The organism is Pirellulales bacterium, assembly GCA_019636345.1.
Lineage (GTDB): Bacteria > Planctomycetota > Planctomycetia > Pirellulales > Lacipirellulaceae.
Genome location: JAHBXQ010000011.1, coordinates 56,457 through 83,362, shown reverse-complemented (window position 1 = coordinate 83,362; position 26,906 = coordinate 56,457). Strand labels below are relative to the sequence as shown.

Sequence of the window (26,906 nt, the reverse complement as noted above, 5' to 3'; positions counted from 1 at the left end):
ACAATCGGTCGTCGTCCCCAAGTATACCCGCGCCGCGGGAACGCCCCAAGCCGCCGACCCTGCGTCGAGTTTGCCCGACCCGCACAATGCCGTCCGATCCGCACACTCGCCGCCCCCCCTTGGTCGACGTCCGCACCGGCGAGGCTTGGCCGCTTGCCTGGGGAGCGGGGAGTTTCTTCTGCGTGCTCGCCTCGTACTACGTGCTGAGGCCGGTCCGCGAGGCGTACGGGGCCGGGTTCAGCTCCGCAGAGCTCGCTTGGTCGTTCGTCTGGACCCTCGCGGCCATGGTCGTCGCCACGCCGATCTATTCGCTGGTCGTGGCCGCCCTGCCGCGACGCCGCCTGCTGACAGTCGTCGACGGTTTTTTCGTGTTGAATCTCCTGGGGCTTTGGTGGGGGCTGGCCCACGCCGGGGACCCGGCCCCGCTGGCGCTCAAGCGGGTCTTTTTCGTTTGGCTCAGCGTGTTCAATCTCTACGTAGTGACTCTGTTTTGGAGCGTCGCGGTCGACAGCTTCACCAGCGCCCAAGGGAAACGGCTGTTCGGCGTCATCGCCGCTGCGGGAACCACAGGGGGAATCGTCGGCTCGCTCCTCTGCGACGCATTCGTCAGATTCGGTCGACCGCATGACGTCCTCTTGGCCTCGGCGGCGCTGTTGGTCGGGTCGATCGCCTGCGGCAATCGACTGCGCCGCGCCGCGAACGCCTCTCCCGACGAGGGGGATCTTCCCGATGAGAGCGTGCCGGCCGAGGATCCGTTCTCGGCGTTCCGCGGCGCAATCGACGTCGCCCGTTCGCCGTTTCTGGCGGCGATTGGCGTCACGATCGTCTTGGCGTGCGTGAACGCGACCGGGGTTTACGTGCAGATGCTCGAGCTGGTCCGCCAGCAGCTTCCCGACGAAGCGGAGCGGCGTCAGTGGTTTTCCGCTCTCAACCTGTACCAAAACGGCCTGACGCTCCTCGGGCAATTCGTCGGCGTGTCGTGGCTGATGCGCACTGCCGGGGTCGGCGCCACGCTGGCGGTCGCTCCGATCGTCTACCTCGCCGGGTTCGCGGTGCTGGGACTGGGATACTCCGAACTGTGGCTGCTGGGCGCGTTCGACGTCCTGCAGCGGTGCGTCAGCTTCGCGTTCGCGGGGCCGGCGCGCGAGGTCCTGTTCACCACGGTGGCGCCCGACGAAAAGTATCGGGCCAAGGCCTTCGCCGACACGGTGCTCAAGCGAGTCGGCGACGCGATCGCCGCTTGGTGCGGTCAGCTTTCCACTGCGACGGGCTACGCCCGATGGATGCTTCCCGTCGCGGGGGCGTCCATCCTGCTGGCGTCTTGGCTGGGCAGGGCTCACAAGGCGCGCGAAGCGCAGCACTGAATCGTCACCGCGACGCCGCCTCGCCGGGGCGCGACACGCGCCCCTCGGCCGGCGGTTGCGAACGCATATTGACCAACCGGGTCGTGGGAAGCTCCGGCGCCATTTGGGCGAGGATCGGGTCGATGAACTCCGATGCAGCCAACGCGCTCAACTCCCAGCCGCTGCGGCGCGGAGGAAGCACCGACTTCATCAGCACGAACTCGTGCGCCCGCAACGCCACGGCCAAACGGCCGGCGATGGCGTCGCTGGTCGTGACCCAGTCGCTGGGAAGCCACACCCCCGGCAGCGCCGGCTCGGCGCTGCGCATCCAGGGAGCCGGACCGAAGATCGTGACCCCTTGCTCGCCGACCCGCTGGCACAACAGCCGGTCGTCCTCGACCAGGGGGACCTGCGGCAGGCGATCGTGCAAAAAATGAGCGGAGACCGTCATCAGATCGACGCACATCCAATGCGCGGCGGTCGCGTCGAGGGCCCGCTGCCGGTGCCATTTGCGAATCGTCTCGACCAGTTCGCCCCCTCCGGCCACCAACACATGGTGAGCAGGCGTCTGCCGCTCCATCCATGCGAGCAATCGCTCGGGAAGGTCGGGCAGATCAAAGAGACTCCCTCCGACCTTCACCACGCGAATGCAGGAGGGGCTAGTCATCGTTCACAACCTTCTCGCGCCAACACCGCCAGGGCGTGGGCCGGGGCGCAGCGCGACGCGCTGGCGCCAAGTTCGCTTGCCAACGAGAGGACGCGAGGTTGCGGGTCGGGCAGTTCCAACCGTTCGAGCAACCGCCGCCCCAAGAACTCGCCATGTCCGCTGAGCACGACGACGCCAAGCGGCCCGCCAAGCTCGGCGACCACGCGTCGGACCGCGCCGGCGAGTTGGTCGAGCTGCGCCGTGCAGGCCCGACGGGCGCATGCAGCGGCCGCCGCGTCGTCAACTTCCCTGCAAAGCATACGTCCGATTCGGCGCCGGGAGTGCTCGCGGGTCCGCGGCCGGCCGTCCGCCGTGTCGCAATTTGACGGTTCTTCCGGCAGATCGCCCGAGAGCAAATACGCGTCGGCCGTCGTGGCGAACAGCTCCGCCGCGACAGGGCACTCGCGCCCGTCGATCGGCAAGGCGTCGACGACCGCACAGAGGGGGGTTCGCTCGACCCCCGTGTAGACGAGTTCCCCGGCGCCCAACCGCCCGAAGTCATCGCTTCCGCGCGCCGCGACGCGACCGTCGACCAGCGGGATGGCGTCGACGGTCGTCGAACCTATGTCGACAAGCAGCCCCCGCCCGGTCGAACAGAACCGCAACGTATACTCTGCGAGCGCACGCCAGTTGCTGGCGGCGACCGACAACAACTCCGCCTCGGCGGGAGGGGGAGCGAGGCGCCCGTCGGTGCGATAAATCCAGGTCTCGCGTCCCGCCGCCGCCGTCTCGACCGCGGCCAGGATGGCGCGGACCCCGTCGGTGCGACTCGAATAGCAATCGGCCAACTCGCCGGTCATGGTCACCGCCCAGCGAGTCGCCGGGGGCGCCGCGGCCGTGAGCGCCGCCAGTTCCTCGCTCAATCGTTCGGGAGCACGCCACAGCGCGAACGGCCGCGCGGCTGCGTAGCCAAGGCCATCGGCGACCTTGAGATTGGCGCCGCCGACGTCAAGGGCGAGCCAGCTCATGCTCCCTCTCCCGCGGCGGTCGCTTGCAGCCGAGGCTTGGTCGTGACGCCTCCTTCGGCAGTAAACTCGACCGACAGTTCGAGCGGTCGCATGGTCGTCGATTCGCCCCGGTGGACGGCGATCATCGCTTCCGCCAAGTTGCCCTCGACGGCCGCCCGCAGGCCGACGTAGGAAGTGGTCAGCCGCGGATTGATTTCGATCGCCGCATCGTCGCTGCCGTCCGCAGCATCCCCCAGGACAAGGTCGACTCCCGCGTATCCGTACGCTGCGGGCAACGCGGCGAGGGCCCGCTCGGCCAGTGCAACGGCTCGCGCCGCGAGCGCGGGATCGTCGATCACGGCGCCGCCTCGGTAAGCAAACCGTCCGTCGGTCGACTGGTGCTGCCAGCACGGCGGCAACGCCACGGCGCCGGCAGGCCCGCACAGAAAGGCCGCGCTCGCCGCGCGCCCCGGACAGTAGCGTTCCAACCGTCGCGGCCAAGGATAGGGGGGGGGCTCGTCCTGCGGGCCTTCGACGAGCAGCGTGTGCTGAGAGCCCGCCCCGTCGAGCGGCTTGAGCACCCCCGGGTAACGGAAGTCGTGCGGCAACCGCTCGGCGTCCGCGGGCACGAGCACCGCCTCGGGCGTCGACACGCCGGCGGCGGCCAGCCGGCCGGCCGTTCGCTGCTTGTCGCTCGCCAGGGCGATGAATTCGGCCGAGCCCCCCAACGGTCGGGCTCCTGCTTCGAGCGCCGCGCGGAAGGATCGCATCAGGATGCGGTCGAACTCCGGGGCGATAACGACGGTGTAATCGGCCTCCGCTGCCGCGACGGCGAACTCCGCGCGGCGATGCGACTCGCTGTGGACCTCGATCACGCGCTCCCGCTCGGCCAGCGGCTCGCTCAAGCGGTGATCGGCCAGTCGCGTCACGCGGCAGCCAGAGATGGCTAGCAGGTCGGCCGTCAGGGCCGCCGTCATCGCCGTCCCCTCGGCCAGCAACGACTCCGGCAGTCGCCCCGCTTGTTCGACGAGCCCCCCGCCGGTGATCCATTCATAAACGAAAACGTGCATTTGCACATAACCCCCGGCCGATGGCCGGGGGCGAAATGGGAAGGGTGATCGATCGCGACGCTAAGACGAGACGCTCAAAAAATGCCGAGTTGATCTCGCGCGTCCTCGGTCATTCGATCCGGCGTCCACGGGGGATGCATCACCAGCCGCACGTCGACGGCGCCAACCCCTTCCAGCCGGCCGACCGCCTCCTTGGATTGGGCCAACAGTTGGGGCCCGGCGGGGCACGCGGGGCTGGTCATCGTCATCTCGACGTCGACGTTCGACGTTCCGTCGTCTTGCTCGGCGACGTTGACCGTGTAGATCAACCCCAGGTCGACCACGTTGACGAACAACTCGGGGTCGATGACCGACTTGAGGGCCTCGCGAACGGCGTCTTCGGCGATAGGCATGAGGAGCTCCTTATCGAGAGTCGCATGGCTGGCGATTGTCAGGCGTCAGACAGCCGCACTAAGACGCGGTCGCCGTTGATCTGCACTTCGTGCGCAACAGTCGCTTTGGTCGCCGGCATGGTGAGCGCGGCCCCGGTTTCGGCGCTGAACTGCGCCCCATGGCGCGGACAAGCGATCGAGACCTGTCGAGGGTCGACCGGTCCGTCGGACAGCGGCCCCCCGTCATGGGTGCAAACGTCGTCCAGCGCGTACCAATGCCCGGCCGCGTGAATGAGCACCACCAGCCGATCGCCGACCTCGACCAGTTGCGAACCTGGATCAGGAACATCGGCGACACAGGCCACGGCTTGAAATTCGTTCATGCTCTCTTGAAACGGGGGCGTCAGCTATGATTCACTCTTGGAGTTCGATCTGCCGCTAACTCCCGCTTTCAGAGTCCGCCGACATTTGCTTTCAATCGCGAAGCGCAAGCTATGGAACGGCATATACCTCTGTTCCGGGTCAACATGAAACCCGGAGAACCTTCTGGGTGCTATTGGTACATCCTCTCGCTGTGCGTTTTTGTAATCGTGTTGGTCGGGCTTCTGAAGTTGCTTTCGTGATATCTACGATGCCCAGAGGGTCCGCAGCCGGTCGCATACCCACGATCGCATGTCTGCTCGCCGGGCCCCATGGTCACGGTGGTCTTCCGACGTACCCATGGCGATCTCTGACTTATCAGGCTCACGTCTGTCGACAGACATGAACGCGGCGCTCAAGTCGCCTACTCCGAGATCGCCCGCACGCGATCCCCAATCGCCCGCCCCAGCGCTTCGCGAACGCTCTCGATCGCGATCCTGTCGAACACCTGCTGAAAAAACCCCGCGACGATCATCCGCATCGCTTCGGTCCGCGTGTAGCCGCGGGTCATCGCGTAAAACACCTGCGTGTCGTCGATCCGGCCCGCCGTGCTGCCGTGCGTGCAGCGGACGTCGTCCGCCTCGATCTCCAATCCTGGGATCGAATCGGCCCGGGCGTCGCGGGACAGCATCAGGTTGTCGTTCCGCTGATAGGCGTCGGTCCGCTGGGCGCCCTCGTCGACCTTGATCATCCCGCGCCACACGGTGCGCGACTGGTCCTGAAGCGCCGTCTTGTACAGCAGGTCGCTGCGGCAGTAAGCCGCTTGGTGGTGCTGGTGGGTGTTGTACGACAAATGCTGCTTGCCGTGCGTGAACATGACGCCGTTGACCTGGGCCTCGGCGTCCTGGCCGGTCAGGGCGACGTGCTGGTTCACTTTGGCGAGCCGCGCGCCGAGGGCGCCAATCGTCCACTGCAACCCCGCGGCTTGGGCGACGTGGGCCTTCTGGTGGGCGAAATGCCAAACCCCGCTTCCCCAGTTCTGCAAATTGACGTACCGCAGCCGGGCCTCGGGTTCGACCAGCAGTTCGATCGAACCGCAGTGGAATCCGGAGTCCTGCGCACCCGTACTCGCCGTCTCGGTCAGCAGCGTCGCCTCGGCCCTGCGCTGGAGAATGACGAGCGTCCGCGACAGATCGACCCCCCCGTCGGTCATGGCCGCCAGGGCGTGCAGCGGTTGCTCGACGCGCACCCCTGCCGGGACGAACAGCACCGAACCGCCGCTCCAGCAGGCCGCGTTGAGGGCCGCGAACTTGTCGTAACCGGGATCGACGACGTGCCGTTCAATGTACGGCCGCAACAGTTCGCCATGCTCCGCGACCAATTGGTCGAGACTGCCGAACAGAACTCCCTTGGCGGCCAGTTCGGGGGCAAGGTCGCTCGAGACGGGTCGCGAATTCAGCGAGACCGCGCGCCCTCCCAACTCCACCCCCGCCGCCAGCACCGCCGCAGGCGCGACGACGCCAGCCGGCAGGTCGCTCGGCAGAGCGTACCGATCAAGCCGGAACAGACGAACGTCGGTCCGCATCCACTCCTCGTCGGTCCGCGAAGGCATCGGAAGCGACTCGAACCGCCGCCACGCGTCGCGCCGCAAATCGGCGAGCCACCCTGGCTCGTCGCGCGAAGCGAGCCAAGCGTCGAACGCCTCGCGAGTGAAACCAGTCGTCTTCAATGTCGCAGCAGTCATGCCAAGCAGCCCAACTCGGGGCGGTCAAAAAAATGAAGCGGCGAACAGCACCGGACGAATTGCCGTGCTACCGCAGGATGGAATCCACGGAGACAATCCAACCCGGCACTGCAGACTCTGCACGCGCAACTTCGCCGCGGCAAAAAATCTGGGGCGAATCGGGGGATTGGCTGCAATAAGAACGAATGACCTCGTCGCTCAGCAAATCAACGTCCCACACAACCTTCGTTCCGGCGGCGAAATAGTCAGCCCGCTTGGCGGCAATCTTTCGTTCGGCAGCAGGACCGTAATCGTTTTCACTACGAACTTCGACGGCAAAGTCAGGCGCTCCCTCCAAGAACTTCATCCCCGAATCGGGCCCCGTAAAAAATGAGGCATCGGGACTGAAAGACTTCCGGCAGGGAAGGTCGACCATATACGCGGCGTTGTCTGGATACGCCCGACCGTTCGCAGTCTCCTCAACTTCCAACAGGCTGGCGAAGATCAAACCGCTCGTTCGGCTTGGGCGACTTCCGGTCGGACTCATAGCGACGATCCTGCCATCGACAATCTCGGCTTTCCCGTCGACAGAGTAGAGTTCGGAGATCAGCAAGTCGAGCGGATTGAAGGTGTTCACCGTTAAACTCCTTTGCCGATCACGATGGCGATTTAACCCACCGACCCTTCCATCTGCAGCTCGATCAGCCGGTTCATCTCGACGGCGTACTCCATCGGCAACTCCTTGATCAACGGCTCAATGAACCCGCTGACGATCATCGAGCTCGCCTCGGCCTCGGTCAGCCCGCGGCTCATGAGGTAGAAGAGTTGCTCTTCGCCGATCCGCGAGACGCTCGCCTCGTGCTCGACCTGCACGTCCTGTTCTTCGACCTCAATGTAGGGATAGGTGTCGCTGCGGCTGGCGCTGTCGAGGATCAGAGCGTCGCACACAACGTTGCTCTTGCAGTCGGTGGCGCCCTCCTCGACCTTGCACAGACCGCGATAGCTGCTGCGGCCGCCGTTCTTCGAGATGCTCTTGGAGATGATCCGGCTCTTGGTGTGCGGGGCGCAGTGGACGACCTTGGCGCCCGCATCCTGGTGTTGCCCCTTCGAGGAGAAGGCGATCGACAGGATCTCGCCCCGAGCGCCCGGTTCCATCATGTAGACGGCCGGGTACTTCATCGTGAGCTGGCTTCCCAGGTTGCCGTCGATCCACTCCATCAGAGCGTTCTCGTACGCTACGGCCCGTTTGGTGACCAAATTGTAGATGTTGTTCGCCCAGTTCTGGATCGTCGTGTATCGCGCGCGACCGTTCTTCTTGACGATCACCTCGACGACCGCCGAGTGGAGACTCTCGGACGAATACATCGGCGCCGTGCACCCCTCGACGTAGTGCACCTCGGCGCCCTCGTCGACGATGATCAACGTCCGCTCGAATTGCCCCATCCGCTCGGCGTTGATTCGGAAATAGGCCTGCAGCGGGAACTCGATCTTGACCCCCTTGGGGACGTAGATGAACGAGCCCCCCGACCACACGGCCGAATTGAGCGCCGCGAATTTGTTGTCCTCCGGCGGGATGATCTTGCCGAAATACTCCCGCAACAGGTCACTGTGCTCGCGAACCGCCGTATCGGTGTCGGTGAAGATGACCCCCTTGTTGCCGAGGTCCTCCTGCAGCGAGCCGTAGACGACCTCGCTCTCGAACTGCGCCTTGACGCCGGCGAGGAATTTCTTCTCGGCCTCGGGAATCCCCAGACGATCGAACGTTTCCTTGATCTCGGCGGGAACGTCGTCCCAGGTCTTGCCTTGGCCTTCGGTCGGCTTCAGGTAGTAGTAGATGTCCTGGAAGTCGATGTTGATCGCGCCGCCCCATTGGGGCATCGGCTTCGACTCGAAGATCTCCAGCGAGCGGAGCCGGAAATCGCGCATCCACGCGGGCTCCTGCTTCATGTCGGAAATCTGAGCCACGATCTCGCGATCAAGCCCTTTGCGCGACTTGAACACGTCGTGAGCCGGGGTCACGAAATCGTACTTGTTGATTTCGCCCAACGCGACAGGATGGACGTCTTCGCTCAGGTCGGTGGCCATGATTGCTGCCTACGCGAAATGGGGGGGGAAACTCGTCTTCGTCGCGACCTTGCCGTCGCCAGGGAGCGCCAAGAGTTCTCAGCGAGCGAATCGCTTCGATCTGCTTGGCCTCTCTCTCTGCATTCGCCGCGAACTGCGCGGCGAAGCTCTCAAGCCGTCGCGACGGTCGTCATCTCGTCGCCTACGGCCGCGGCGGCGGGGTAAGCGGCGCGGATGCGGTCGTAACCTTGGGTGTACAGTTCGCGGGCCAGTTCGACGCCGCCGGTTTCGACGATCCGCCCGCCGAGCATGACATGCGTAAAGTCCGGGGCGTTGTGCTCCAACAGCTTGTCGTGGTGGGTGATGATCAGGATGCCCATCTCGGCGCCCCCGATCTCGGCGATGCTCTGGCTCGCCAGCTTAACCGCGTCGACGTCGAGCCCGCTGTCGGTTTCATCGAGGATCGCGAACTTCGGCCGCAGCATGGCGAGCTGCAATATCTCGGCCCGCTTCATCTCGCCGCCCGAAAACCCGTCGTTGACGTAGCGGCGGGCAAAGTCCACGTCCATCCGCAGTTGTTCCATCTTCTCGGTCAGCTCCTTGCGGAACTGCCGCATCGGGATCAGCTCCTCCCCTTCCTTGCGGGCCGGGTTGCGGACGTTGGTGGTCGCGTGGCGGAGGAAGTCGGCGAGCTTCACGCCGGGGATCGCCATCGGGCGCTGGAACGCCATGAAGACGCCCGCCCGAGCGCGCTCCGAGGGGTCCATCGCCAGGACGTCCTCGCCGTTCAACTCGATCGCGCCGCCGGTCACCTCGTAATTCGGGTGTCCCATGATCGCGTTGCCGAGGGTGCTCTTGCCGGAGCCGTTCGGGCCCATCAGGGCGTGCACCTCGCCGCGGTTGATGACGAGGTTCACGCCGCGGAGGATCGGCTTCCCTTCGACGGCGACATGAAGGTCGGTGATTTTGAGCGTTTCGAGCATGGGGGCGGTGTTTAGCGACTGGTTACTGGTGATCGGCGTCGAAAGTCGTTCGTGACAGTTCGGCTCCACGGAGCCGACGAACAGCGGACGACGCTACGGAGCAATCTTCTGATGGTCGTGCAGCGGCTCGGTGTCAATCGCGGTCGACACGTAACCGCTGTGGTGGGGAATCGGCAACTCGTCATCGAGCTTCTCGCCAAGCTGACCCAGACCGGTCGTGCCGGCGCGCTTCGCGATGCGATGCCCCTTAATTTTGTCCTGGATTCTCATCAGCCCTTCGAGCAGCGCCTCGGGACGCGGGGGACAACCCGGCACGTAGACGTCGACCGGCACGACGAGGTCGACTCCCTTCACGACGTGATAGCCGTACTTGAAGTACGGCCCCCCGCCGACCGTGCAGGCCCCCATCGCGATGACGAACTTGGGGTCAGGCATCATGTTGTAAAGCCGCCGCACCCGACTCGCCATTTTGTAGGTCACCGTCCCGGCGACAATCATCAGGTCGGCCTGCCGCGGGGTCGCCCGGAAGGCGCCTGCGCCGAACCGGTCCAAGTCGTATCGGCTCGCCCCGGCGGCCATCATTTCGATCGCGCAACAGGCCAGTCCGAAGGTCAGCGGCCATACGCTCGACTGCCGGGCCCAGTTGATGGCCTGCTCGACGGTCGTCGTGATGACGTTCTCCTCGAAACGCCCTTCAATCCATGGTTGCGACATCGCACTCGGTCCTGAATACCTTGTTCGCGGGACGGGGGGCCGGCCTGAAAAGGTCGGTAGCCCAGCCAGCGTAACATTCGAGCTAGCAAGCGACTAGGCGCTCTCCAGCGGGGTTTCCGGGGGGATTTGCGGCGTTGCGACGATCGAGCCCGAAGGGACGAACGAGCAACAATCGGCTCCGTCGAGCCGGCACGCGCTCAGCTTCACCCCCGCGCCGACCAACTCGGCGAACACCATCTTCTCCATGGCGCACACCCCCCGGTCCTGCTCGGCCAAATCGGGGTAAGGGCACGCCAGCGCGGCCATCACCGGCGTTTCGCCATCGTGACCCACCTCGCACGGGATGTCGCGGTCGGACATCCACTGAGCGAGGCTCGCCAATCGCTCGTCGGCGGAGTCGCCCGTCACTTGGTCGCGATACAGGTCGGCCACGCGAACGGCGATCCGCTGCAACAGCCCCTGCCGGACCTCGGGATCGCGCACGGAGCGGATTTCCTCCCAGAGGGCCACGGCCAATTCGTTGTAGTTGTTCCCGGCCGAGCGACGGCCCAAGTCGGTAATTCGGTAGTAATGCGTCGGTCGCCCGCGCCCCGCCGCCTCGGCGGTCCGCTCGACGAGCCCCTGGTCCATCAGCCGCGTCAGCCGCTGGCGGACAGCCGTCGCCGTGACCCCGAGCCAGTCGGCCAAAGACTGCACGGTCGCCGTCGGCTCGCGCCGCAGGCGGTCGAGGATCGTCCGGTCGGTGGTTTCGCTGACGGCCGACATCATGGGTCGCGATCGCAGATCGCTGGTAACGCCTCTCAAGCCGCAATCCACGGGCCTCCACGCCCGCGGAGACGCTCGCCGGCTGTTCGTTTAATCATATCGGAGTGGCTATTTTTAACAACCGCCTATTTTTCAAATAGACAACTGGTTTTATTTTGACGTCGTAACTTGTTGATCGAAAACAGCTTATTCGATAAAAGAGGGACCTGCTGCGGCTTGCCGACTGCAGTTCCTGGGCGGCGCTTGTGACAGCAGCGATTCGCCGCCGCTTGGCAGGAACGACCCGCCAGCGGCGCCCTGTCGCCGGGACTCGTGATTTCGCAAAGGACCGAGCCGATGTCGAACCAGCCCGCCCCGCGCGTCAAACCGGCCGGCGACCAGTGGGCGTCACGGATCGGGGTCATCCTGGCGGTGGCGGGGTCAGCGGTCGGGTTGGGGAACTTCCTCCGGTTCCCTGGCAACGCGGCCCAGAACGGCGGGGGAGCGTTCATGCTCCCCTACTTCATCTCGCTGCTCTTGTTGGGGATCCCTCTCTGCTGGGCCGAGTGGACGATGGGCCGCTACGGCGGGGGAAAGGGGTTCAACTCGGCCCCGGGGATCTACAGCGTCATCTGGCGGCACAAGCTGGCTCGCTACTTCGGTTCGATCGCGCTGTTGATCCCGCTGGTGATCTACATGTACTACGTCCACATTGAGGCGTGGTGCCTGGGCTACGCCTGGGATTACCTGGTCGGCAACATGGAGTCGATCAAAGGCGAGCCCGCGGCGTACAAGGAACACTTCGTCGATTTCGTCGGCGCCGGGACCGACGGCTTCATCTACGAGGGGGGCAACAACTCGCTGGTCGTCATTTTGGCTGCGGTGTTCACGCTGAACTTCGTGTTCATCTACCGCGGTCTGGCCAAGGGGATCGAGACGTTCTGCAAGTTCGCCATGCCGCTGATGGCGATGTGCGCCCTGTGCGTCTTGGTGCGGGTTCTGACGCTCGACGGCGAGAAGGTGATCGCCGGCCTCGGCGAGATGTGGAATCCCAAGCCCGAAGAGCTCTGGAATCCCAAGACATGGCTCGCCGCCTCGGGGCAAATCTTCTTCAGCCTCTCGGTCGGCTTCGGGATCATCGTCAACTACTCGAGCTATCTTAAGAAGGACGACGACATTGCCCTCAGCGGGCTCGCGGCCAGCAGCGTCAACGAATTTTTCGAGGTCTGCCTGGGCGGACTCATCACCCTGCCGGCGGCGTTTATCTTCCTTGGCGCGACCATGCGCGACAGCACAGGGTCGTCGTTCGCGTTGGGATTCCACGCACTCCCCTGCGTCTTTGCCGAGATGCCCGCCGGGCGATTCTTCGGCTTCTGCTGGTTCTTCATGTTGTTTCTCGCGGCCATCACCAGCAGCGTCTCGATGCTGCAACCGGTGATCGCCTTTTTCGAGGAGGGATTGGGGCTCAAGCGGCACGCCTCGGTGACGCTGCTGGGGCTGATCGCCGCCTTCGGCACCGGGTTCGTCGTGTTCTTTTCCAAGGACATCGCGGCCCTCGACACGCTCGATTTTTGGGTCGGCACCGTGCTGATTTTCATCCTGGCCATGATCCAATCGCTGATCTACGGCTGGGCCCTGGGAATCGAAGAGGGCGAGAAGGAACTCCACCGCGGCGCCCACATCCGCGTGCCGCGGATCGTGCAGTACGTGTTGAAGTACGTGACGCCGGTCTACTTGCTGGCGATTTTCGCGGGCATCTGCTACACCCAGGGGCCAGAGTACGCCAAGACGCTCAGCACCCCCGGCGTGCCGCAGTACGCGGTCATGGTGATCGCCACGGTGTTGGTTTTCCTGCTCATCCTCGTGCACATCGCCGGCAAGCGGTGGGAGCGCGAGGGGAAACTGGAGTCGACGTCCGAACGCCATGAGCCGCGGGAACGGTCTTCGGACCACTAGCCAACACGCTTCCCGTCTGTCCGGGTCGCGACTCAACCTCGCCTGAGCTTCGAACAAGGAGCACCGCTTATGACCTCCGCCGGTTGGGCCATTATGTGCGGTTCGTTGGGATTCGTCCTGTCGCTGGCCGGGTTCTGCTTCTGGCGGATGCTGACGCTGCCGGCGGAGGTGGTTCAATCCCACCTCAAAGCCCCGCTGGAGATCGACACCCGAGACACCCACGACGCCGATTGATTCGCCGCGTCACGTCTCGGCGCACTCCGCTCCGCCTCCCGCCGTACCCCGCCCCGCCTTATGCCGCTCGAAGAACTGGCGCCCGTCCTCCAAGTGGCCGTCGGGCCGGCGATCTTGATCTCCGCAGTCGGCCTGTTGCTGCTGACGATGACCAATCGGTTCGGTCGGGTCATCGACCGGACTCGCGAGTTGATCGAATTCAACCGTCAGGCTCACGGCGATCGAGCCAAGAACGACGCTCAACTGCGAATCCTCTGGATCCGAGCAAGACTGCTGCGGACGGCGATCTTTCTGGCCGCCTCGTCGGCCTTGCTGGCCGCGATGCTCGTCATCGTGCTGTTCCTCGCCGCGGTGATGCGGTGGCAGGCAGCCCCGCTAGTCGGCGGGCTGTTTGTGGGCTGCCTCGGCTCGGTGGGCGCGGCGATCCTGTTTTTCCTGCGCGACATCCAACGCTCGCTGCACGCACTGGCGTTGGAGACCGACATGGCTCCGCGGACCGCTCAATCGCGGGGGAAGCAGCGCTCGACGACGTCGTAGAATCGTTCGGGCGTTTCGATCACGGCGATCTGCTTGCGAAACTCCCGGGCGCCGGGGCGACCTTGGGCGTAGCAGCAGGCGAATTTGCGCATCAGCACGCAGGCTCGCTCGTCGCCGAATCGCGCCCGCACCAGCGCAAAGTGATGGACCAGCAGGGCGCGCTCCTCGGCGAGCGTCGGCTCGGGGGGGATCGGCTCACCGCGCACCGCGGCCGCCGCTTGGGCGTAAAGCCACGGTTTGGCCAGCGCCGCCCGGGCGATCATCACCCCGTCGACGTCGTACCGGCGAAAGGCGTCGACCACCTTCTGCGGCGCGTCGAGGTCGCCGTTGCCGATCAGCGGAATCCGCTTGAGATGCGGCTTGATTGCCGCGATCTGATCCCAATCGGCCGAGCCGCGAAACATGTCGGCCGCCGTGCGACCGTGGACGGTCAGCGCCGCGGCGCCGGCCCCTTCGACCACCTGGGCGACGTCGATCGCGTTGATCCGATCGCGGGCGCACCCCAGGCGAATTTTCGCCGTGACCGGCGTCGGGGCGCAGGCTGCGACCACCTGCTCGATGATCGCCCCCATCCGTTCGGGGAAACTCAACAGGTACGACCCGCTATGGGCCTTCTGCGTGACCTGCCGCACGGGGCAGCCGAAGTTGATGTCGACGACGCTCACGCGGTATTCGCCGGCCAGCCGGGCCCCGACCTTGGCGAGCGTCTCCGGCTCGTTGTCCCAGATCTGCACGGCCAGCGGGCGCGGTTCGTCGGCCACGCCCCACAGCCGGTCGGGGTGCTCGGCCTCCTGCTCGTCAAGCCAGACGAACCCGCGAGCGTTGACCATCTCGGTGGCCAACAGCCCGACGCCGCCGAACTCGCGCACGATCTGCCGAAAGGCGAAGTTCGTGAACCCCGCCATCGGGGCCTGCAGGATCGGCGGGTCGACTTTGAGCGAGCCGATGTAAAACGGCGCCGCGACGACGACCGGGGAGGCGCTCGACGGCGACGGAGGAGCGATCATGGATGACGCCCTGCGAACCCTAGCCGCGACGGTCGCCGCGAAGCCGGTTCAACGGGCGGCGCAGGATCGAGTGCTCGCGATCTCGCAGATTGTCGAGGATCGGACGGCGAACTCGCGTCTCTTCCGCCTCGGGCGCCGCCTGTTGCGGGGCGTCCTGTTCGGAAGCGTAGGTCGGAGGGACTGCGGGGAGCCGCTCCGCCTCGGCGGCGTCGTTGGCGAGCATCGGCTCGGAGGCGCTGGCCCCCTGAACCGCAGCGTCGAAACGTCCGCCGACAGGCGCCGAGCCGGCCGTCGTCGAGGTCTTGATCAACATCGCCACCAGACGCCGCGTCTCGACGCGGCCCGGAGTGGCCAGCTCGCTGTACTCGGCGATGTGCTGGTTGTACTGCCGCACCGCCTCGACGAACTCGCGACGACGGAGCGACAGCAGCTCATGGGCTCGCAGCACATGCTCGCCGCCGGGATCATTCGCGGAGCCGGGACCGCGCTGCAGCCACAGGTCGGCTTCGACTACCGCGTCGCACAGCCGCGAGATGTTGTCGAACTCAGCGGGGATCAGATCATGCAACTGCAGCGCCGCGGGATCGTCGCGATCCGCGAAGATCTCCTCGTAGCGCGTGTCGTAGCGCCCGGCGTGCGGAGCGTCGGCGGGCAACGGCACGCGGTCTCCGGCAGCGGGACCCATGAGACCCTGCAGCCGCGACTGAGCGGCTTGGGCCCGCTTCAGCGCGGTCGCCAAGCGAACCTGCAACTGACCCGCAGCGCGATTCCACGACTCGTTCGGCGCCGCAATTCCGGCAGCCAGTGAGCGCAGCTCCGCGGACTCCTGCAGCGCGAGATAGTAGTCGGCCACAGCGGCCGAGAGGTCCCAATACGCCGTAGCGAGCTGCGTCTGCTCGCGACGGCCCGTAGCGCCGGCGACCGCGGTCATCAACTCGATCGGCGTGCCGGCAAGCTGGCTTCCCGTCGGGGGCGTCTCCAGGACGAGTTGCATCAACTCGCGCGGCCGCGAGACGGCGGCGGCGCTGTCGGCCTGGGCGTCGAGCGGCGTCACCGAAGGCTGCACGAGCTCCTCGTTGAAGTTTCCGGCCGAGGAAGCGTGCGGCGTGAAACCGGCGGGAAGCGTCGGCTGCGGCGTCGGCTGCGCTCGCAGGACGTTGCCCGCAGGGGCGCCCTGCGGCTGGTCGACGTACTGGAACTGCGGCCGCTCAGCAGGAGCGGCGGGATCGGGGACCGCGGTCTCAGGCGTGGCCGCAGCTTCGGCGGCCGGCTCGGCGTCGTAGCGTCCTCCTTGGACTTGACTGGACAACAAGAGCGCCAACACCGCGAAACACGCCTGCATCATGGACCTCCGCACAACGATTCCGAATACGCCAGCGAGACCGATTGAGGCCTCCGCACCGAACAAATAGCGTGGCAGGGCAGGGAGGGGGAGTCAATGGCGCGGCAAGCTAGAGAAACTGCCGGGCCTGCGCAAAATCGGTTCCTCGGCAACGATTCGCGAACCGCCCGGGGCAAAGGGACTTTACCCCTGGAGCGATTTCTTCGCCGCGGCGACGACGGCGTCGACGGTGATCCCCATCTTCTCGTACACGGTTCCCGCCGGGGCCGAGGCGCCGAAGCCGTGCATCCCGACGAACTCGCCCTGGTCCCCCAGGTATCGGTCCCAGCCTTGGCGAATGCCCGCCTCGACGGCGACGCGGGCCTTGATCGCGGCGGGGAGGACCGACTCGCGGTAGGAGGCGTCCTGGTCCTGGAACAACTCGAACGAGGGAAGACTGACGACCCGGGACGTAATCCCCTCGGCGGCGAGCTTCTCCTGGGCCGCCACCGCCAGCGACAGCTCGCTTCCCGTGCCGATGAGCACGACCTGCGGCTTGCCGTCGGGGGCGTCGGACAACACGTAACCGCCGCGCAACACCCCCTCGGCCGATGCAACCTTGGTCCGGTCGAACGTCGGCATGTTCTGTCGGGTGAGGATTAACAGGGCGGGCCGATGCGTTTCCTTGAGCGCGGCACGCCACGCCTGGACCGACTCGTTCGCGTCGCCGGGACGCAGCACGACAACGCCGGGGATCGCCCGCACCGCGGCGAGTTGTTCGACCGGCTGATGGGTCGGGCCGTCCTCGCCGACGCCGATCGAGTCGTGCGTGAACACGTACAACGCCGGCAGGTTCATGATCGAACTGAGCCGGATCGAAGGCCGGCAGTAATCGCTGAACACGAAGAACGTGGCGCCATAACCGCGAATGCCGCACAGGCACATTCCGTTCACCGCGGCGGCCATCGCGTGCTCGCGGATGCCGAAGTGGAAGTTGCGGCCCGCGTAGTTGTCGGGGCCGAAGTGCCCCGCTTCGGGCCACTCGAGCAGCGTCTTGGTCGAGGGGGCCAAGTCGGCCGAACCGCCGGCAAGCCAGGGGATCTTCTTGCCGAAGGCGTTGAGCGCCTTGCCGCCCGTGGCGCGGGTCGCGGCGCCCTTGGGATCAGCGGGAAACTCGGGAAGGTCGGCGTCCCATTCGGCCGGCAGTTCCCGCGACTGCATCAGCGTGATTTGCTCGGCCAGCTCCGGGTGCCGCTTCTTGTACTCGGCAAACAGCTTCTCCCACGCCTGCCGACCCTTGGCGCCCCGTTGCCCCAGCGTCTCGGCGAACTGCTGCGGCGCCTCGGGCGGGACCAAGAACTGGGCATCCTCCGGCCAGCCGTACACGGCCTTGGTCGCTCGGACCTCGTCGGGGCCGAGCGGCTCGCCATGGGCGCCGTGGGTGCCGGCCTTCTTCGGGGCTCCGTAGCCGATGACGCTCCGCACGATGATCAACGTGGGGGCGTCGTCGCACTTGGCGAAACTGGCCAGCGCGCCGCTCAAGGCGCCCAAGTCATTCGCGTCGTCGACCCGCACGACGTTCCATCCCAACCCCTCAAACCGCGTGGCGACGTCCTCGCTGAATGCAAGGGTCGTGGCGCCCTCGATCGTGATCTTGTTGTCGTCGTAGATCCAGCAGAGGTTGGAGAGCTTCAAATGCCCGGCAAGCGAAGCGGCCTCGCAAGTGACCCCTTCCATCATGTCGCCGTCGCCGCAGAGGGCATAGACGTTGAAGTCGAACAGATCGAAGCCCGGCTTGTTGTAGTTGGCCGCGAGCCAGCGCGAGGCGATCGCCATGCCGACGCTGTTGCCGCAACCTTGGCCCAGCGGGCCGGTCGTCGTCTCGACGCCGTAGGTGTGCCCGAACTCGGGATGCCCTGGGGTGCGGCTTCCCCATTGCCGGAAGCTTTTGAGATCCTCGAGCGTCACCGCCAGTTCGTCGGTCGGGGCGCCGGCGGCGTCGAGCTTCTTCACCCTCGCCAGATGCAACAGCGAATAAATCAGCATCGACGCGTGGCCGCACGACAGAACGAACCGATCGCGATTGGGCCACCGAGGCGCCTCGGGGTCGAACCGCAACGCCTCGGTCCACACCTGATAGGCGACCGGCGCCAGGGCCATCGGGGTCCCTGGGTGCCCTGAGTTAGCCGCCTGCACGCCGTCCATCGACAGTGTGCGAATCGTGTTGATCGTCAGTTGCGAGAGATCCTGAGAAACGGTCGACATGGCAAGGCGTGCGGAGGGCTGTGCGGGGAGGAATCGCCATCGCGGCGACGACAGCCCCTCAAGATAACTCATCACCTCCCCGGCGACGAGACGCCGCCACGCCTCCGGGCAGGCGACACGGGACGATTCCGCGCAAAAAACTGCGCCGAACCCGCAAGCATTTGCGCTAGGAGAATCACGCAAAGGCGCTAAGGCGCAAAGCTTGGCGTGGCTTTCTGATCTCAACCTGCGCCGGGCTTTGCGCCTTCGCCCGAGTTTCACCGGGCAACCCTGGGCCCGAATCTTAGCACAGCGCCCGCTGGCCGTTGCGGGCCGACAGGCGGGCCTTGTGGGCGATCGCGATCGCGCGGTGGGCGTCTTCCAGACTCGCCGTTTTGAGGACGAGACTTTCCACGGCCCGGTGGAAGTGGAGCAGCATCTGCTCGCCGACGGGGCGCTCGTGTTCGAGCCGCTCGAAGTGCTGTCCCGCGTCGTTGAACCAGATCAAGGTCGACGGCAAGTCAAGAAATGCGATCCCTCGTTCGCAAACGACCTTCATGTCGGCGGGGCGACGATAGGCGAGCGATTCGTCGAATTGCGGGGCGACGTACTCGCCGCACGCGATGATCGCCAGCGGTCCTGTTCCCACGTCGCCGACCGGGGAGAAGTCGAGACTCAGCGAAAAGTAATCCGACGGTCCCTTGGCGCTGCAGTGCATCGACGCCAACAGCGACGACGGCTCGTCGTCGACCATGTACCGGCACCAATCGATCAGTTCGATGAGGTCGTGCTCGCATGGTTCGGTGTCGGCGGGGGTCGAGCCGACCAACTGGCGACGATTGCAGAACAGCAGCCGCGGCCGGCCGAGCTTCGTGGCGATCAGCTCCTTGAGCCGCAACGTCGCAGGAGAGAGCCGACAGGGAAACTCCGCCATGAAGGCGACCCCCGACTCACGAACCTGGTCGCGGAGGTCGGCGGCCTCCTCGTCGCGCAACTCCAGGGCGGCGGCGCAGTAGATCCCCTTGCCCGCTTCGCACGCTGCGTAAAGCGGCAGCGCGCCGTACCACTCGTCGGCGAACAGCAAAATCGCCTCGACGTCGTCCCGCGCGATCAACGTCCGGAATCCGTCATGAACGTCGGCCTGCAACGTGCGGGCGGCCTGGGCGGCACGGTGGCCGACCGGGTCGCACACGGCCCGTACTTCGAATCGGTCCGGCAACGCCCGCAACGCCGGCAATCGCCGCGACTCCCAGTCGGACCCGACGCCGACAACTCCGACTTTGACCTTCATGGATGACCGCCGACGTCCGTCATGGGGCAAGAACGAGCAGAGGAACTGTGCTGTCGAGAGTATATCCGCAGGGGCAATCAGCTGACAGTTCGGATCGAAACGTCAGCCTGCGCTTGGCAGGGGTCGAACCGGCTGGAGCAAGGAGGAAGCGAGGCGTCACCTCTCCCGCTCTCCCGAGAGCGACCGATCGTGGTCGGCGAGCATTTCGGCCAGCAGTTCCAGCGGAAGACCGATGACGTTCGACTCGCTGCCGCTGTCGAGACGGAGCCAGCCGTGGCGGTCCTGGTAGCCGAAGGCGCCCGCCTTGCCTTCCCACAGGCCGCTGGCGAGATACTCCTCGAGCTGGTCCTCGGAAATCGACTCCATGAACAGTTCCGAGACCGCCAACCGCGTCACAGGGACTGGGGCGTCGGGTCCCCCCCACGGCCAGAGGCATAATCCGCTGTACACGCGGTGGCGATTGCCGCGCAAGCGGCGCAACATGTCGGCGGCGTGGGCCTCGTCATGGGGTTTGCCCAGGATATGGCCTTCGCATTCGGCGACCGTGTCGCAGGCGACAATCAAGGCTGATGCGGCCTGATTGGCGACGACCGACACGGAGGTTTGTCCGTCATCGGACCAAGGAAGCTCGCCCTGCGCCAGCCGAGCGGCGACGTGCGCCGCTTTCTCCGCGGCCAACTCGGCGACCAGGGCCGCGGGACCGCCGGTCGAGCAGATGCCGCACTCGACGTGGTCGTCGGGCCGCATCACTGTAAACCGATAGCCCGCCTCGGCCATCAGCCGTCGACGCTGAGGCGACCCGCTGGCGAGAATCAAGGAAGGCAAATTCGGCATGGTCTCCCAAGCAGATCTGCAACTGGCTGACGGCCATGGACCGCCGGTTCGGGGGACGGATCGGGTTTGGCGCCGATCGACCGCTTCGCTTCGCCCGAGCTTGGGGTAAGCTGCGGGGAGCAAACGCATTGTAGCGCATAGCCCGCGACGACGCTCTCCCCCGGGCGCCGAACTTCTTCTTGCCCGTCGATCGACATGCCTGCACCGCTGGACATTCTGTACGAGGACAACCATCTGCTGGCCGTCAACAAGCCGGCAATGCTCCCCACGATGGGGGTGAGCGAGGACAAGGCGAGCCTGTTGACGATCGCCAAGGACTATCTCAAGCAGGCGTATCAGAAGCCGGGGAACGTCTACCTGGGGATCGTCAGCCGGCTCGACGCCCCGGTGACCGGCGTCACGCTGTTGGCGAAGACCTCCAAGGCGGCGGCTCGGCTGAGCGAAGCGTTTCGTTCACGCCGGGTCGACAAGATCTACTGGGCGATCGTCGCGGGCGAAGTCGAACCGGCGGCGGGCGAGCTCGAACACTACCTGCGGCACGACGAGCGCCATCGCCGGGTTCATGCGACGCATGCCGCGTGTCCCGACGCCCGACTGGCTCGCTTGGCGTATCGCCGGCTCGCTTCCCGCGGAGAACTGACGCACGTGCAGATCGAATTGGAGACAGGTCGCAAGCATCAGATTCGCGTGCAACTATCTAAGGCGGGTTGGCCGATCCTTGGGGACCGCAAGTACGGCAGCACGGAGCCGTTTCCGGAGGGAATCGCGCTGCATGCGAGGTTCCTCGCGCTGGAACATCCGGTGCGGCGCGAGCCGCTGGAGATCCTCGCCCCGCTGCCGCGCTCGTGGCGGCGACGGCGCGACGCCGCTGCGCTGCTGGACGGCTTCGAGGAGTAGCCCCGTTTTGCCGAGCCGTCCGAGGCGAGGTACACTTGATCGCGCCGCCGGCGGTGCGGCGCGATTCCTTCGTCCCGGTGCGACTTTGCCCGTGAGCTCCTCGCCTCATTCACTCCTCGAACAGGCCGGTCTGGCCAGCGGGCTCTTGACCCAGGCGCAAATCGACCGGGCGTGGGATGCGCTGGTGGCCGGCTCGGCGGGGGGCGATCGGTGTCTCAACGACGTCACCGACGAACTGCTGGCCGAGCACCTCGTCGCTTTGGGCTTCGTGAACCGCTGGCAAGCCGAGCAGCTGCGTCAGGGTCGCACCAAGTTCACCCTGGGGCCCTACCGCATCTTCGACGCGATCGGCCGCGGCGGCATGGGGTACGTGTTCAAGGGGGAGCACCAACTGCTAGGCCGCATCGAGGCGATCAAAGTCTTGCCCCGATCGCAGATGACGCCCATGTCGATCGCCAGTTTCTGTCGCGAGATCCGCGCCCAGGCGCAGCTCGATCACCCGAACCTCGTGCGGCTGTCGTTCGCCGATCGCGACGGGGAGACGTATTATCTCGTCACCGAGTACGTGCCGGGGTCCGACTTGCGGCGTCTCGTGCGGCATCACGGTCCGCTTGACGACGAACAGGCGGCGTGGGTCATCGCCCAAGCGGCCGAGGCGCTCGCCTACGCCCACGAACGAGGGCTCGTGCATCGCGACGTGAAGCCGGGCAACCTGCTGGTGACGCCCGAGGGCCGCACGAAACTGACCGATCTGGGACTCGCCGCGTTCGCCAACGACGCCGAACCCGCCCCCGCCGCCGAGCGGAGCAACATCGTCGGGACCCCGGATTTCCTCGCCCCCGAGTGCGTCCTCTCCCCCCAGGCGGTTCGCCCGGTAAGCGACGTCTATTCGCTGGGGTGCACGCTGTATTACGCCGTCACCGGCAAGGTGCCGTTCCCCGGCGGTCGCACCAGCGAGAAGCTGCGGCGGCACGTCGAGGAGTTGCCGATCACGCCCCGGCGGTTCAACTCGGCCGTGCACGACGACCTGATGGATCTGATCGCCGCGATGACCCGCAAGCGTCCCGAGGATCGGATCGCCACGGCGGCCGAGGTCGTCGAACGATTGCGGCCATGGACCGAGCGGCTGGACGAACGCCGATTGCAGGCCTTGGGGCAATGCGCCGGCGAGCAGCAGGAACGATCGCTGATCACCGCGGGATTGGCCGACACGCTGCCCGCCGAGGGGGTCGACGCGACCCCCTCTTCCTGGGGCGGCGGCACGCCTGTTGCCAGCGGCTCGCGAACGCGAGTCGAGGGCTCAGGACCGCAGGGAAGTGCGGCGTCGCCGGCCGCGGTCGGCGAGTCGGCCGGGTCGCCCTTAGAGCCGAAGGAACGGCTCCTCAGCCCGCTGGCCCGGTTGCTGCTGTTCGCCGCGATCGCCACGGGGATCGGAGCGGCGTTGTGGGTGGGCATGGGGCGATGACCGATCGCCTGTCGGTCAGCTCGCTCAGGACCGTACCGCAACCCCTGGGGAACCTTTCGCGCCTTGTTGCGGCGAATCTGAAGTGCATTGCCAAGAGATCGCGCGTGCCGGCAGGGAGGCGCTCACTCCGTCGCCGCCGCCGCGCTCGCTTGGTTCACTTCAGCTTGCAGCTCGGTGATCTGCTTCATGCTCAGGAATTTTGCGAGCAGCGAGCGCGTGTCGGCGAACATCGCGTCGATTCGCTCCTGCACCTGCGGATCGGGGGAGCGGTTGGCTCGTTGCGAGACGTCGATCCGCCTGCTGAACTCCGCGACGGTCGCCAAGCCGCTCAGCTCCGTCATCAACCGCTTGGCGTCGTCGAGGCGTCCCCCGTTGAGATAAGCCCGGACCCGCCCCATGAGGATCGCGCGCCGGGCGACCAAATCGATCAGGTCCTCGCGCACGGTTCGCAACTCGGCCTGGGCCCGCAACCGGGCGCCGTCGTCCGCAATGGGGGCCTCGACCCGCGTCGCGGTCCCTGACACGACGGGGATACGGGCCAGCAACTGCCCGTCGCTGCGCAGGAACAACGTCGACACCGATTCGGCATAGCGGGGGATCGTGGCCTCGCCGTCGCGGTTGGTCACGCCGACCAGTTCCGTCCCCTGGTCGCCGGGCAGCTTGCGGAAGACTTCGTAGCCGGCGAGCCCCGTCGCGGGGTTGTTGCGGGCGTAGAAACGCACCGTGGTCGAGTCGCCGGAGGGGCGCAACCCGACCGCCAGTTGCTCGAACTGGCCGCGACGCCGGGCCCGGAACGGCCGTCGAATCCCCGACCGAACCTCGGCCAGCCAACTGCCGTCGGTCTGCGGCTCGATCGCTTCGAGATAGGTCCACGGAACGTTCGACACGCCGTCGGGAAGCAACTCGCCCGCGCGATCGGTGCGACGAATGAGCGGTTGCAGCGGTTGACCGGGGCGCAGAAACAGCGCTTCGCCCGCCGGCGTCGGCAACTCGCGCCCGCGAGGAAGGAGCTCGACACGCTCGTCGTCCTCGTCCAGGGGGCGCACCAACAGCAACGGCGAAAACACGGCGACCAACTGCTCGAAACAGGTTTCTCCCAAAAGCTCGCGCTGCGGCGCCGTACGCTCGCCGACCTCGCCCCACCGGCGGAGGTAGTCGTCGTATTCTCGTGCCGCAATTCGCCAGCCGCTCCGCTCGGCGCGAACCGCCAACAGCAGCAGCTTGTCGACGGCGAGATCCGGCACGGTCGGCTCGCGTCGGTCGATCGCGTCGAGTTCGCGGAGGATCGACCAGCGGCGCGGCCCTTCGGTCGCGACGATCTCCAGTCGCCACAACGGCCCAATCGCTCCGTCGATCCGCTCGGCGAGTTCCGCCGCGAGACGCTCCGCCAACTGCGGCTCAGGCCGCAGCGCAGCGTCGACCGCGACCTCGACCCGGACGCGGTACGGCGTAACGCCCCAGAACTTCTGCTCGAGGGCATCGGTCGATCGCGCAACAAACGCCGCCGCGAGCAGCAAGACAAGTCGCGCGACGCCAGCAATGCGGCGGAGGGAACGGCTCATGGCTGGTCCCCCTCGGCGAACGATTTGCGCCACTGCGGCAGATTCTGGTAGAGCGTCACCGGTCCTTCGCCGACTCCCTGCAGCCAGTCGCGGTAGGCGTAGTAGTTGACCGTCTGCCATAACGGGATCACGGGCAGATCGTAATGGGCGATCCGATGGAGTTCCTTTGCCCGTTGAATGACCTGCGACCAGTTTTCCGCGCGTTCCAGCCGATCGAGCGCGAGGCTCATGTAGGCCGAGGACTGCCCCGCGATGCCGCGCGGACCGAGCAATCGCCGGGCGTCGACGATCGGGTCCCACATCGCCAACTCGGCGTAGACGAGGTCGTACTTGCCGTCGGCGCCCGTATCCTCTTCGCTGCCGATTTCGATCAGTTCGACGGGAATGCCGACTTGATCGAGCTGGCTCTTGATCGACTGACACGCCAGCCGAGCGACCGGATCGCCGGCATGAACGAGCCGCAGCGGGGTCGGGGGCGCAGCCGCAGGCTTGTCGTCGCCGTTCTCCTCGGACTCTTCGGAGGAGTTCGAGTCGTCCTCGTCGGTCGCCGCGTCATCGGTTTCCGCGGACTGCGAAGCGGCATCGCTTGCGGCGCTCCGCTTGGCCAGCGCTCCCCGTGCCACAGACGCCAACACCGAGGCCAACCGCGGCTCGTACGGCCGGGGGGCGAGTTGCTCCAGATAGGCGTATCCGATCGGGTCGGTCGAGTTCTCGCCGGCGAGAAACGGCCCGCTGAGGACGCGGAACCCGATCTGCTCGCGTCCCGCCAGCAGCAGGTCGCGGACGATCCCTTGACGATCCGTGCCGTAGCAGAGGGCCCGCCGAAACTCCCGCAGTTCCAACAGCGGATTGTCGTAGTTCAGCAGCAGCACGTGCACCGTCGGCAACCGGTATCGACCCACCCGCACGCCGTCGGCCCGCGTCAGACGTTCGACCTGCCACGGCGGGACCCGGTCGAGCAAATCGATCGAACCGCCGGCGAGCGCCGCGGCGGCCCCCTCGTCGTCGTCGAACGCCTGTTCGACGATGTAGCGCGGGACCGTCGACGCTCCGGGCGATTCATCCGTCATCGCCGCCCGGGCATAGCGCGCCTCAGCAGGCATGCCGTGTTCGGCGTCGCGTTCAAACCACAATTCGGCCGCCGCCGGTCCTCCGAGCCCCCGCAGCGGAGTCGTGAGCAAGGCGGCCGGGCGGATATGGGGCCGCCGCCAAGTGATGCGAACTTCGTCCCCCTCGCTGTCAACCGCGGCGGCCAATGCGGCGAATCCATCGCTGTAGAATCCACCCTCCGGTCGAGCCATCGCCAAGAACCGGCGAGCGATCGCCGCGGCCGTGATGCCGTAGCGGCGCCCCGACTCGCCGGCCAAGAGAGTAGTGACGACCCCCTCGTCGTCGGTGTCGATCTTGGCCCAGGGAGATTCATAGTCCCCCCCTTCGGCGCTGAACGAGGGCATCTCGATCAACTGCGGGTCGGTGAGCCCCCGGGCGCGCACGATCGCCCATTCCAACGGATTCGCCCCGGCGTCGACCTGGGCCCCCTGCAGTACGCCGACGCGAATCTCGGGCGCCGCGTCCTGAATCTTGGCGAGCAGCGCCGCGGCGCCCTCGATTCCCGGGTCGATCGCCCTGGCGTGGGTGACGGCTGCTCGCGCCGCGGCGAACTCCCCGGCGGCCATCGCCTGTCGTCCGCGGGCAAGCTCGGTCGCCGCATCGTCCCGGAACTTGCGGCGCCACTTGGCCACGCTGGCGAGCTTCGCCTGGGGAAACGACGCCTCGAGCATGTCGATCACAGTGCGTGCAGAGGCGAAATCTCCCTTGGCTAACCGCTGGGTGACTAGCACGTCGCTCACCGCGTCGACGGCGCCCGCCAGCCGGGAGTGTGCCGGATTGCGATCGTAGAGGGCCAGCAGACTGGCCAGCGCGTCCTCCAACCGCTTCTCGCGGAACGACGCGGCCGCGTCCTGCCACAGGTGATCTTGGGCAGCGTCTTCAATCCCCGGCAAATCCTGGTAGTTCTTCAGCAGGAATCCGAAGTACTCGAACGCTTCGGTCAATGCGCCGGCGGCGGTCAGCCGTTGCGCCTCCGCCAGCAGCATCTCTTCGTACAGCTCGATCTTCGCAATCGCGGACCACGACGCTTCGTACGGGGTCGAGGGATTGCTGAGTCGGCGTATCTTCAGCGAGCCTTGCTGGGGAAACGGTCGCAGCTTGCGGCGATCGGGCAGGTCCAGCAGCACCGACTCGATGACCGCTCCCTGGCTGGCCGCGTCGAGCGTCACGCGATCGAACGGCGGGCGATCAAGCAGCCGCTGCGGCACTTCGATCGACTCGCCGGCGGCATCCTCGCCGGCATCTTCGGCGGCGAGACTCGTTCCGACGACGACAAGCGCAATCAAGGCGCACGCGCTCGCCAGCGCGAATCGCAGTCTTCGCGCGGGCGCCAGGGCGTCGGTCTGTCGGAAGCTCAGGCTCATTGTTGCCGTCGAGTCGTGTTCGTGCGTCGTATCGGGCGAAGTCCGGCGGGTATTGCGTC

Annotated in this window: 24 protein-coding genes; 6 read left to right on the top strand and 18 right to left on the bottom strand. The window is 66.3% G+C overall.

The features are described from left to right. Positions 1–86 precede the first annotated feature (86 nt). Complete coding sequence (locus KF688_18860) at positions 87–1,364, top strand: hypothetical protein (protein MBX3427747.1); 1,278 nt, start codon at positions 87–89, stop codon at positions 1,362–1,364. 4 nt (positions 1,365–1,368) lie between these two features. Here the strand turns inward: KF688_18860 and KF688_18855 are convergent, their stop codons facing one another. The 11 genes from KF688_18855 to KF688_18805 form a co-directional block, all read right to left on the bottom strand. Further along, a complete protein-coding gene (locus tag KF688_18855; protein ID MBX3427746.1) occupies positions 1,369–2,010 on the bottom strand; it encodes a hypothetical protein in 642 nt (213 codons plus the stop codon). Then, positions 2,007–3,017 carry a hypothetical protein gene (locus KF688_18850; protein MBX3427745.1) on the bottom strand — a complete coding sequence of 337 codons (1,011 nt, stop codon included), beginning with the start codon at positions 3,015–3,017 and terminating at the stop codon, positions 2,007–2,009. The genes KF688_18855 and KF688_18850 overlap by 4 nt, the downstream gene beginning before the upstream one ends. After that, positions 3,014–4,066, bottom strand: coding sequence for an ATP-grasp domain-containing protein (locus tag KF688_18845; protein ID MBX3427744.1), 1,053 nt, complete (start codon positions 4,064–4,066; stop codon positions 3,014–3,016). Before KF688_18845 ends, KF688_18850 begins: the two co-directional genes overlap by 4 nt. A gap of 74 nt (positions 4,067–4,140) precedes the next feature. Then, complete coding sequence (locus KF688_18840; GenBank protein MBX3427743.1) at positions 4,141–4,458, bottom strand: metal-sulfur cluster assembly factor; 318 nt, start codon at positions 4,456–4,458, stop codon at positions 4,141–4,143. Positions 4,459–4,496: 38 nt separating this feature from the next. Further along, complete coding sequence (locus KF688_18835) at positions 4,497–4,820, bottom strand: Rieske 2Fe-2S domain-containing protein (GenBank protein ID MBX3427742.1); 324 nt, start codon at positions 4,818–4,820, stop codon at positions 4,497–4,499. 401 nt (positions 4,821–5,221) lie between these two features. Continuing rightward, positions 5,222–6,541: a Fe-S cluster assembly protein SufD gene (sufD, locus tag KF688_18830; GenBank protein ID MBX3427741.1), complete on the bottom strand. Its 1,320-nt coding sequence runs from the start codon at positions 6,539–6,541 to the stop codon at positions 5,222–5,224. A gap of 67 nt (positions 6,542–6,608) precedes the next feature. Next, complete coding sequence (locus KF688_18825) at positions 6,609–7,157, bottom strand: Uma2 family endonuclease (protein ID MBX3427740.1); 549 nt, start codon at positions 7,155–7,157, stop codon at positions 6,609–6,611. 32 nt (positions 7,158–7,189) lie between these two features. After that, entirely contained in the window at positions 7,190–8,605 is a 1,416-nt protein-coding gene (gene sufB / locus KF688_18820) for a Fe-S cluster assembly protein SufB (GenBank protein MBX3427739.1), read from the bottom strand. 149 nt (positions 8,606–8,754) lie between these two features. Next, positions 8,755–9,567: a Fe-S cluster assembly ATPase SufC gene (gene sufC / locus KF688_18815; protein MBX3427738.1), complete on the bottom strand. Its 813-nt coding sequence runs from the start codon at positions 9,565–9,567 to the stop codon at positions 8,755–8,757. Positions 9,568–9,660: 93 nt separating this feature from the next. Beyond that, the gene (gene nuoB / locus KF688_18810) at positions 9,661–10,281 is read right to left on the bottom strand and encodes an NADH-quinone oxidoreductase subunit NuoB (protein ID MBX3427737.1); all 621 of its coding nucleotides are present in this window, start codon (positions 10,279–10,281) and stop codon (positions 9,661–9,663) included. A gap of 93 nt (positions 10,282–10,374) precedes the next feature. Beyond that, the gene (locus KF688_18805; protein MBX3427736.1) at positions 10,375–11,049 is read right to left on the bottom strand and encodes a winged helix-turn-helix transcriptional regulator; all 675 of its coding nucleotides are present in this window, start codon (positions 11,047–11,049) and stop codon (positions 10,375–10,377) included. A 333-nt stretch (positions 11,050–11,382) separates the two neighbouring features. Here KF688_18805 and KF688_18800 point away from each other — a divergent pair, with 333 nt between their 5' ends. From KF688_18800 to KF688_18790, 3 genes are all read left to right on the top strand, one after another. Continuing rightward, entirely contained in the window at positions 11,383–12,981 is a 1,599-nt protein-coding gene (locus KF688_18800; GenBank protein ID MBX3427735.1) for a sodium-dependent transporter, read from the top strand. Positions 12,982–13,050: 69 nt separating this feature from the next. After that, positions 13,051–13,215, top strand: coding sequence for a hypothetical protein (locus tag KF688_18795; GenBank protein ID MBX3427734.1), 165 nt, complete (start codon positions 13,051–13,053; stop codon positions 13,213–13,215). A gap of 60 nt (positions 13,216–13,275) precedes the next feature. Beyond that, positions 13,276–13,752, top strand: coding sequence for a DUF2721 domain-containing protein (locus KF688_18790; GenBank protein ID MBX3427733.1), 477 nt, complete (start codon positions 13,276–13,278; stop codon positions 13,750–13,752). Here the strand turns inward: KF688_18790 and KF688_18785 are convergent. The 5 genes from KF688_18785 to KF688_18765 form a co-directional block, all read right to left on the bottom strand. Further along, on the bottom strand, positions 13,716–14,759 hold the full coding sequence (locus tag KF688_18785; GenBank protein MBX3427732.1) for a tRNA-dihydrouridine synthase: 1,044 nt from the start codon (positions 14,757–14,759) through the stop codon (positions 13,716–13,718). The two genes, KF688_18790 and KF688_18785, sit on opposite strands and share 37 nt — an antisense overlap. A 19-nt stretch (positions 14,760–14,778) precedes the next feature. Next, positions 14,779–16,104, bottom strand: a complete 1,326-nt coding sequence (locus tag KF688_18780; protein MBX3427731.1) for a hypothetical protein — start codon at positions 16,102–16,104, stop codon at positions 14,779–14,781. A gap of 180 nt (positions 16,105–16,284) precedes the next feature. Then, positions 16,285–18,345 (bottom strand): transketolase, encoded by a 2,061-nt coding sequence (tkt, locus tag KF688_18775; GenBank protein ID MBX3427730.1) that lies wholly within the window; start codon positions 18,343–18,345, stop codon positions 16,285–16,287. Positions 18,346–18,628: 283 nt separating this feature from the next. Next, positions 18,629–19,615 carry a Gfo/Idh/MocA family oxidoreductase gene (locus tag KF688_18770; GenBank protein MBX3427729.1) on the bottom strand — a complete coding sequence of 329 codons (987 nt, stop codon included), beginning with the start codon at positions 19,613–19,615 and terminating at the stop codon, positions 18,629–18,631. A 156-nt stretch (positions 19,616–19,771) separates the two neighbouring features. Further along, the gene (locus tag KF688_18765; protein ID MBX3427728.1) at positions 19,772–20,449 is read right to left on the bottom strand and encodes a Maf family protein; all 678 of its coding nucleotides are present in this window, start codon (positions 20,447–20,449) and stop codon (positions 19,772–19,774) included. A 195-nt stretch (positions 20,450–20,644) separates the two neighbouring features. Here KF688_18765 and KF688_18760 point away from each other — a divergent pair, with 195 nt between their 5' ends. Together KF688_18760 and KF688_18755 are read left to right on the top strand one after the other, a co-directional pair. Further along, a complete protein-coding gene (locus KF688_18760; GenBank protein ID MBX3427727.1) occupies positions 20,645–21,346 on the top strand; it encodes an RluA family pseudouridine synthase in 702 nt (233 codons plus the stop codon). Between the two features lie 91 nt (positions 21,347–21,437). Continuing rightward, positions 21,438–22,811, top strand: a complete 1,374-nt coding sequence (locus tag KF688_18755) for a serine/threonine protein kinase (protein ID MBX3427726.1) — start codon at positions 21,438–21,440, stop codon at positions 22,809–22,811. 122 nt (positions 22,812–22,933) lie between these two features. On the opposite strand, the gene KF688_18750 is transcribed toward KF688_18755, so the two are convergent. Both KF688_18750 and KF688_18745 read right to left on the bottom strand, forming a co-directional pair. Next, complete coding sequence (locus KF688_18750) at positions 22,934–24,373, bottom strand: hypothetical protein (GenBank protein ID MBX3427725.1); 1,440 nt, start codon at positions 24,371–24,373, stop codon at positions 22,934–22,936. Beyond that, the gene (locus KF688_18745) at positions 24,370–26,847 is read right to left on the bottom strand and encodes a hypothetical protein (GenBank protein MBX3427724.1); all 2,478 of its coding nucleotides are present in this window, start codon (positions 26,845–26,847) and stop codon (positions 24,370–24,372) included. The genes KF688_18750 and KF688_18745 overlap by 4 nt, the downstream gene beginning before the upstream one ends. Positions 26,848–26,906 lie beyond the last annotated feature (59 nt).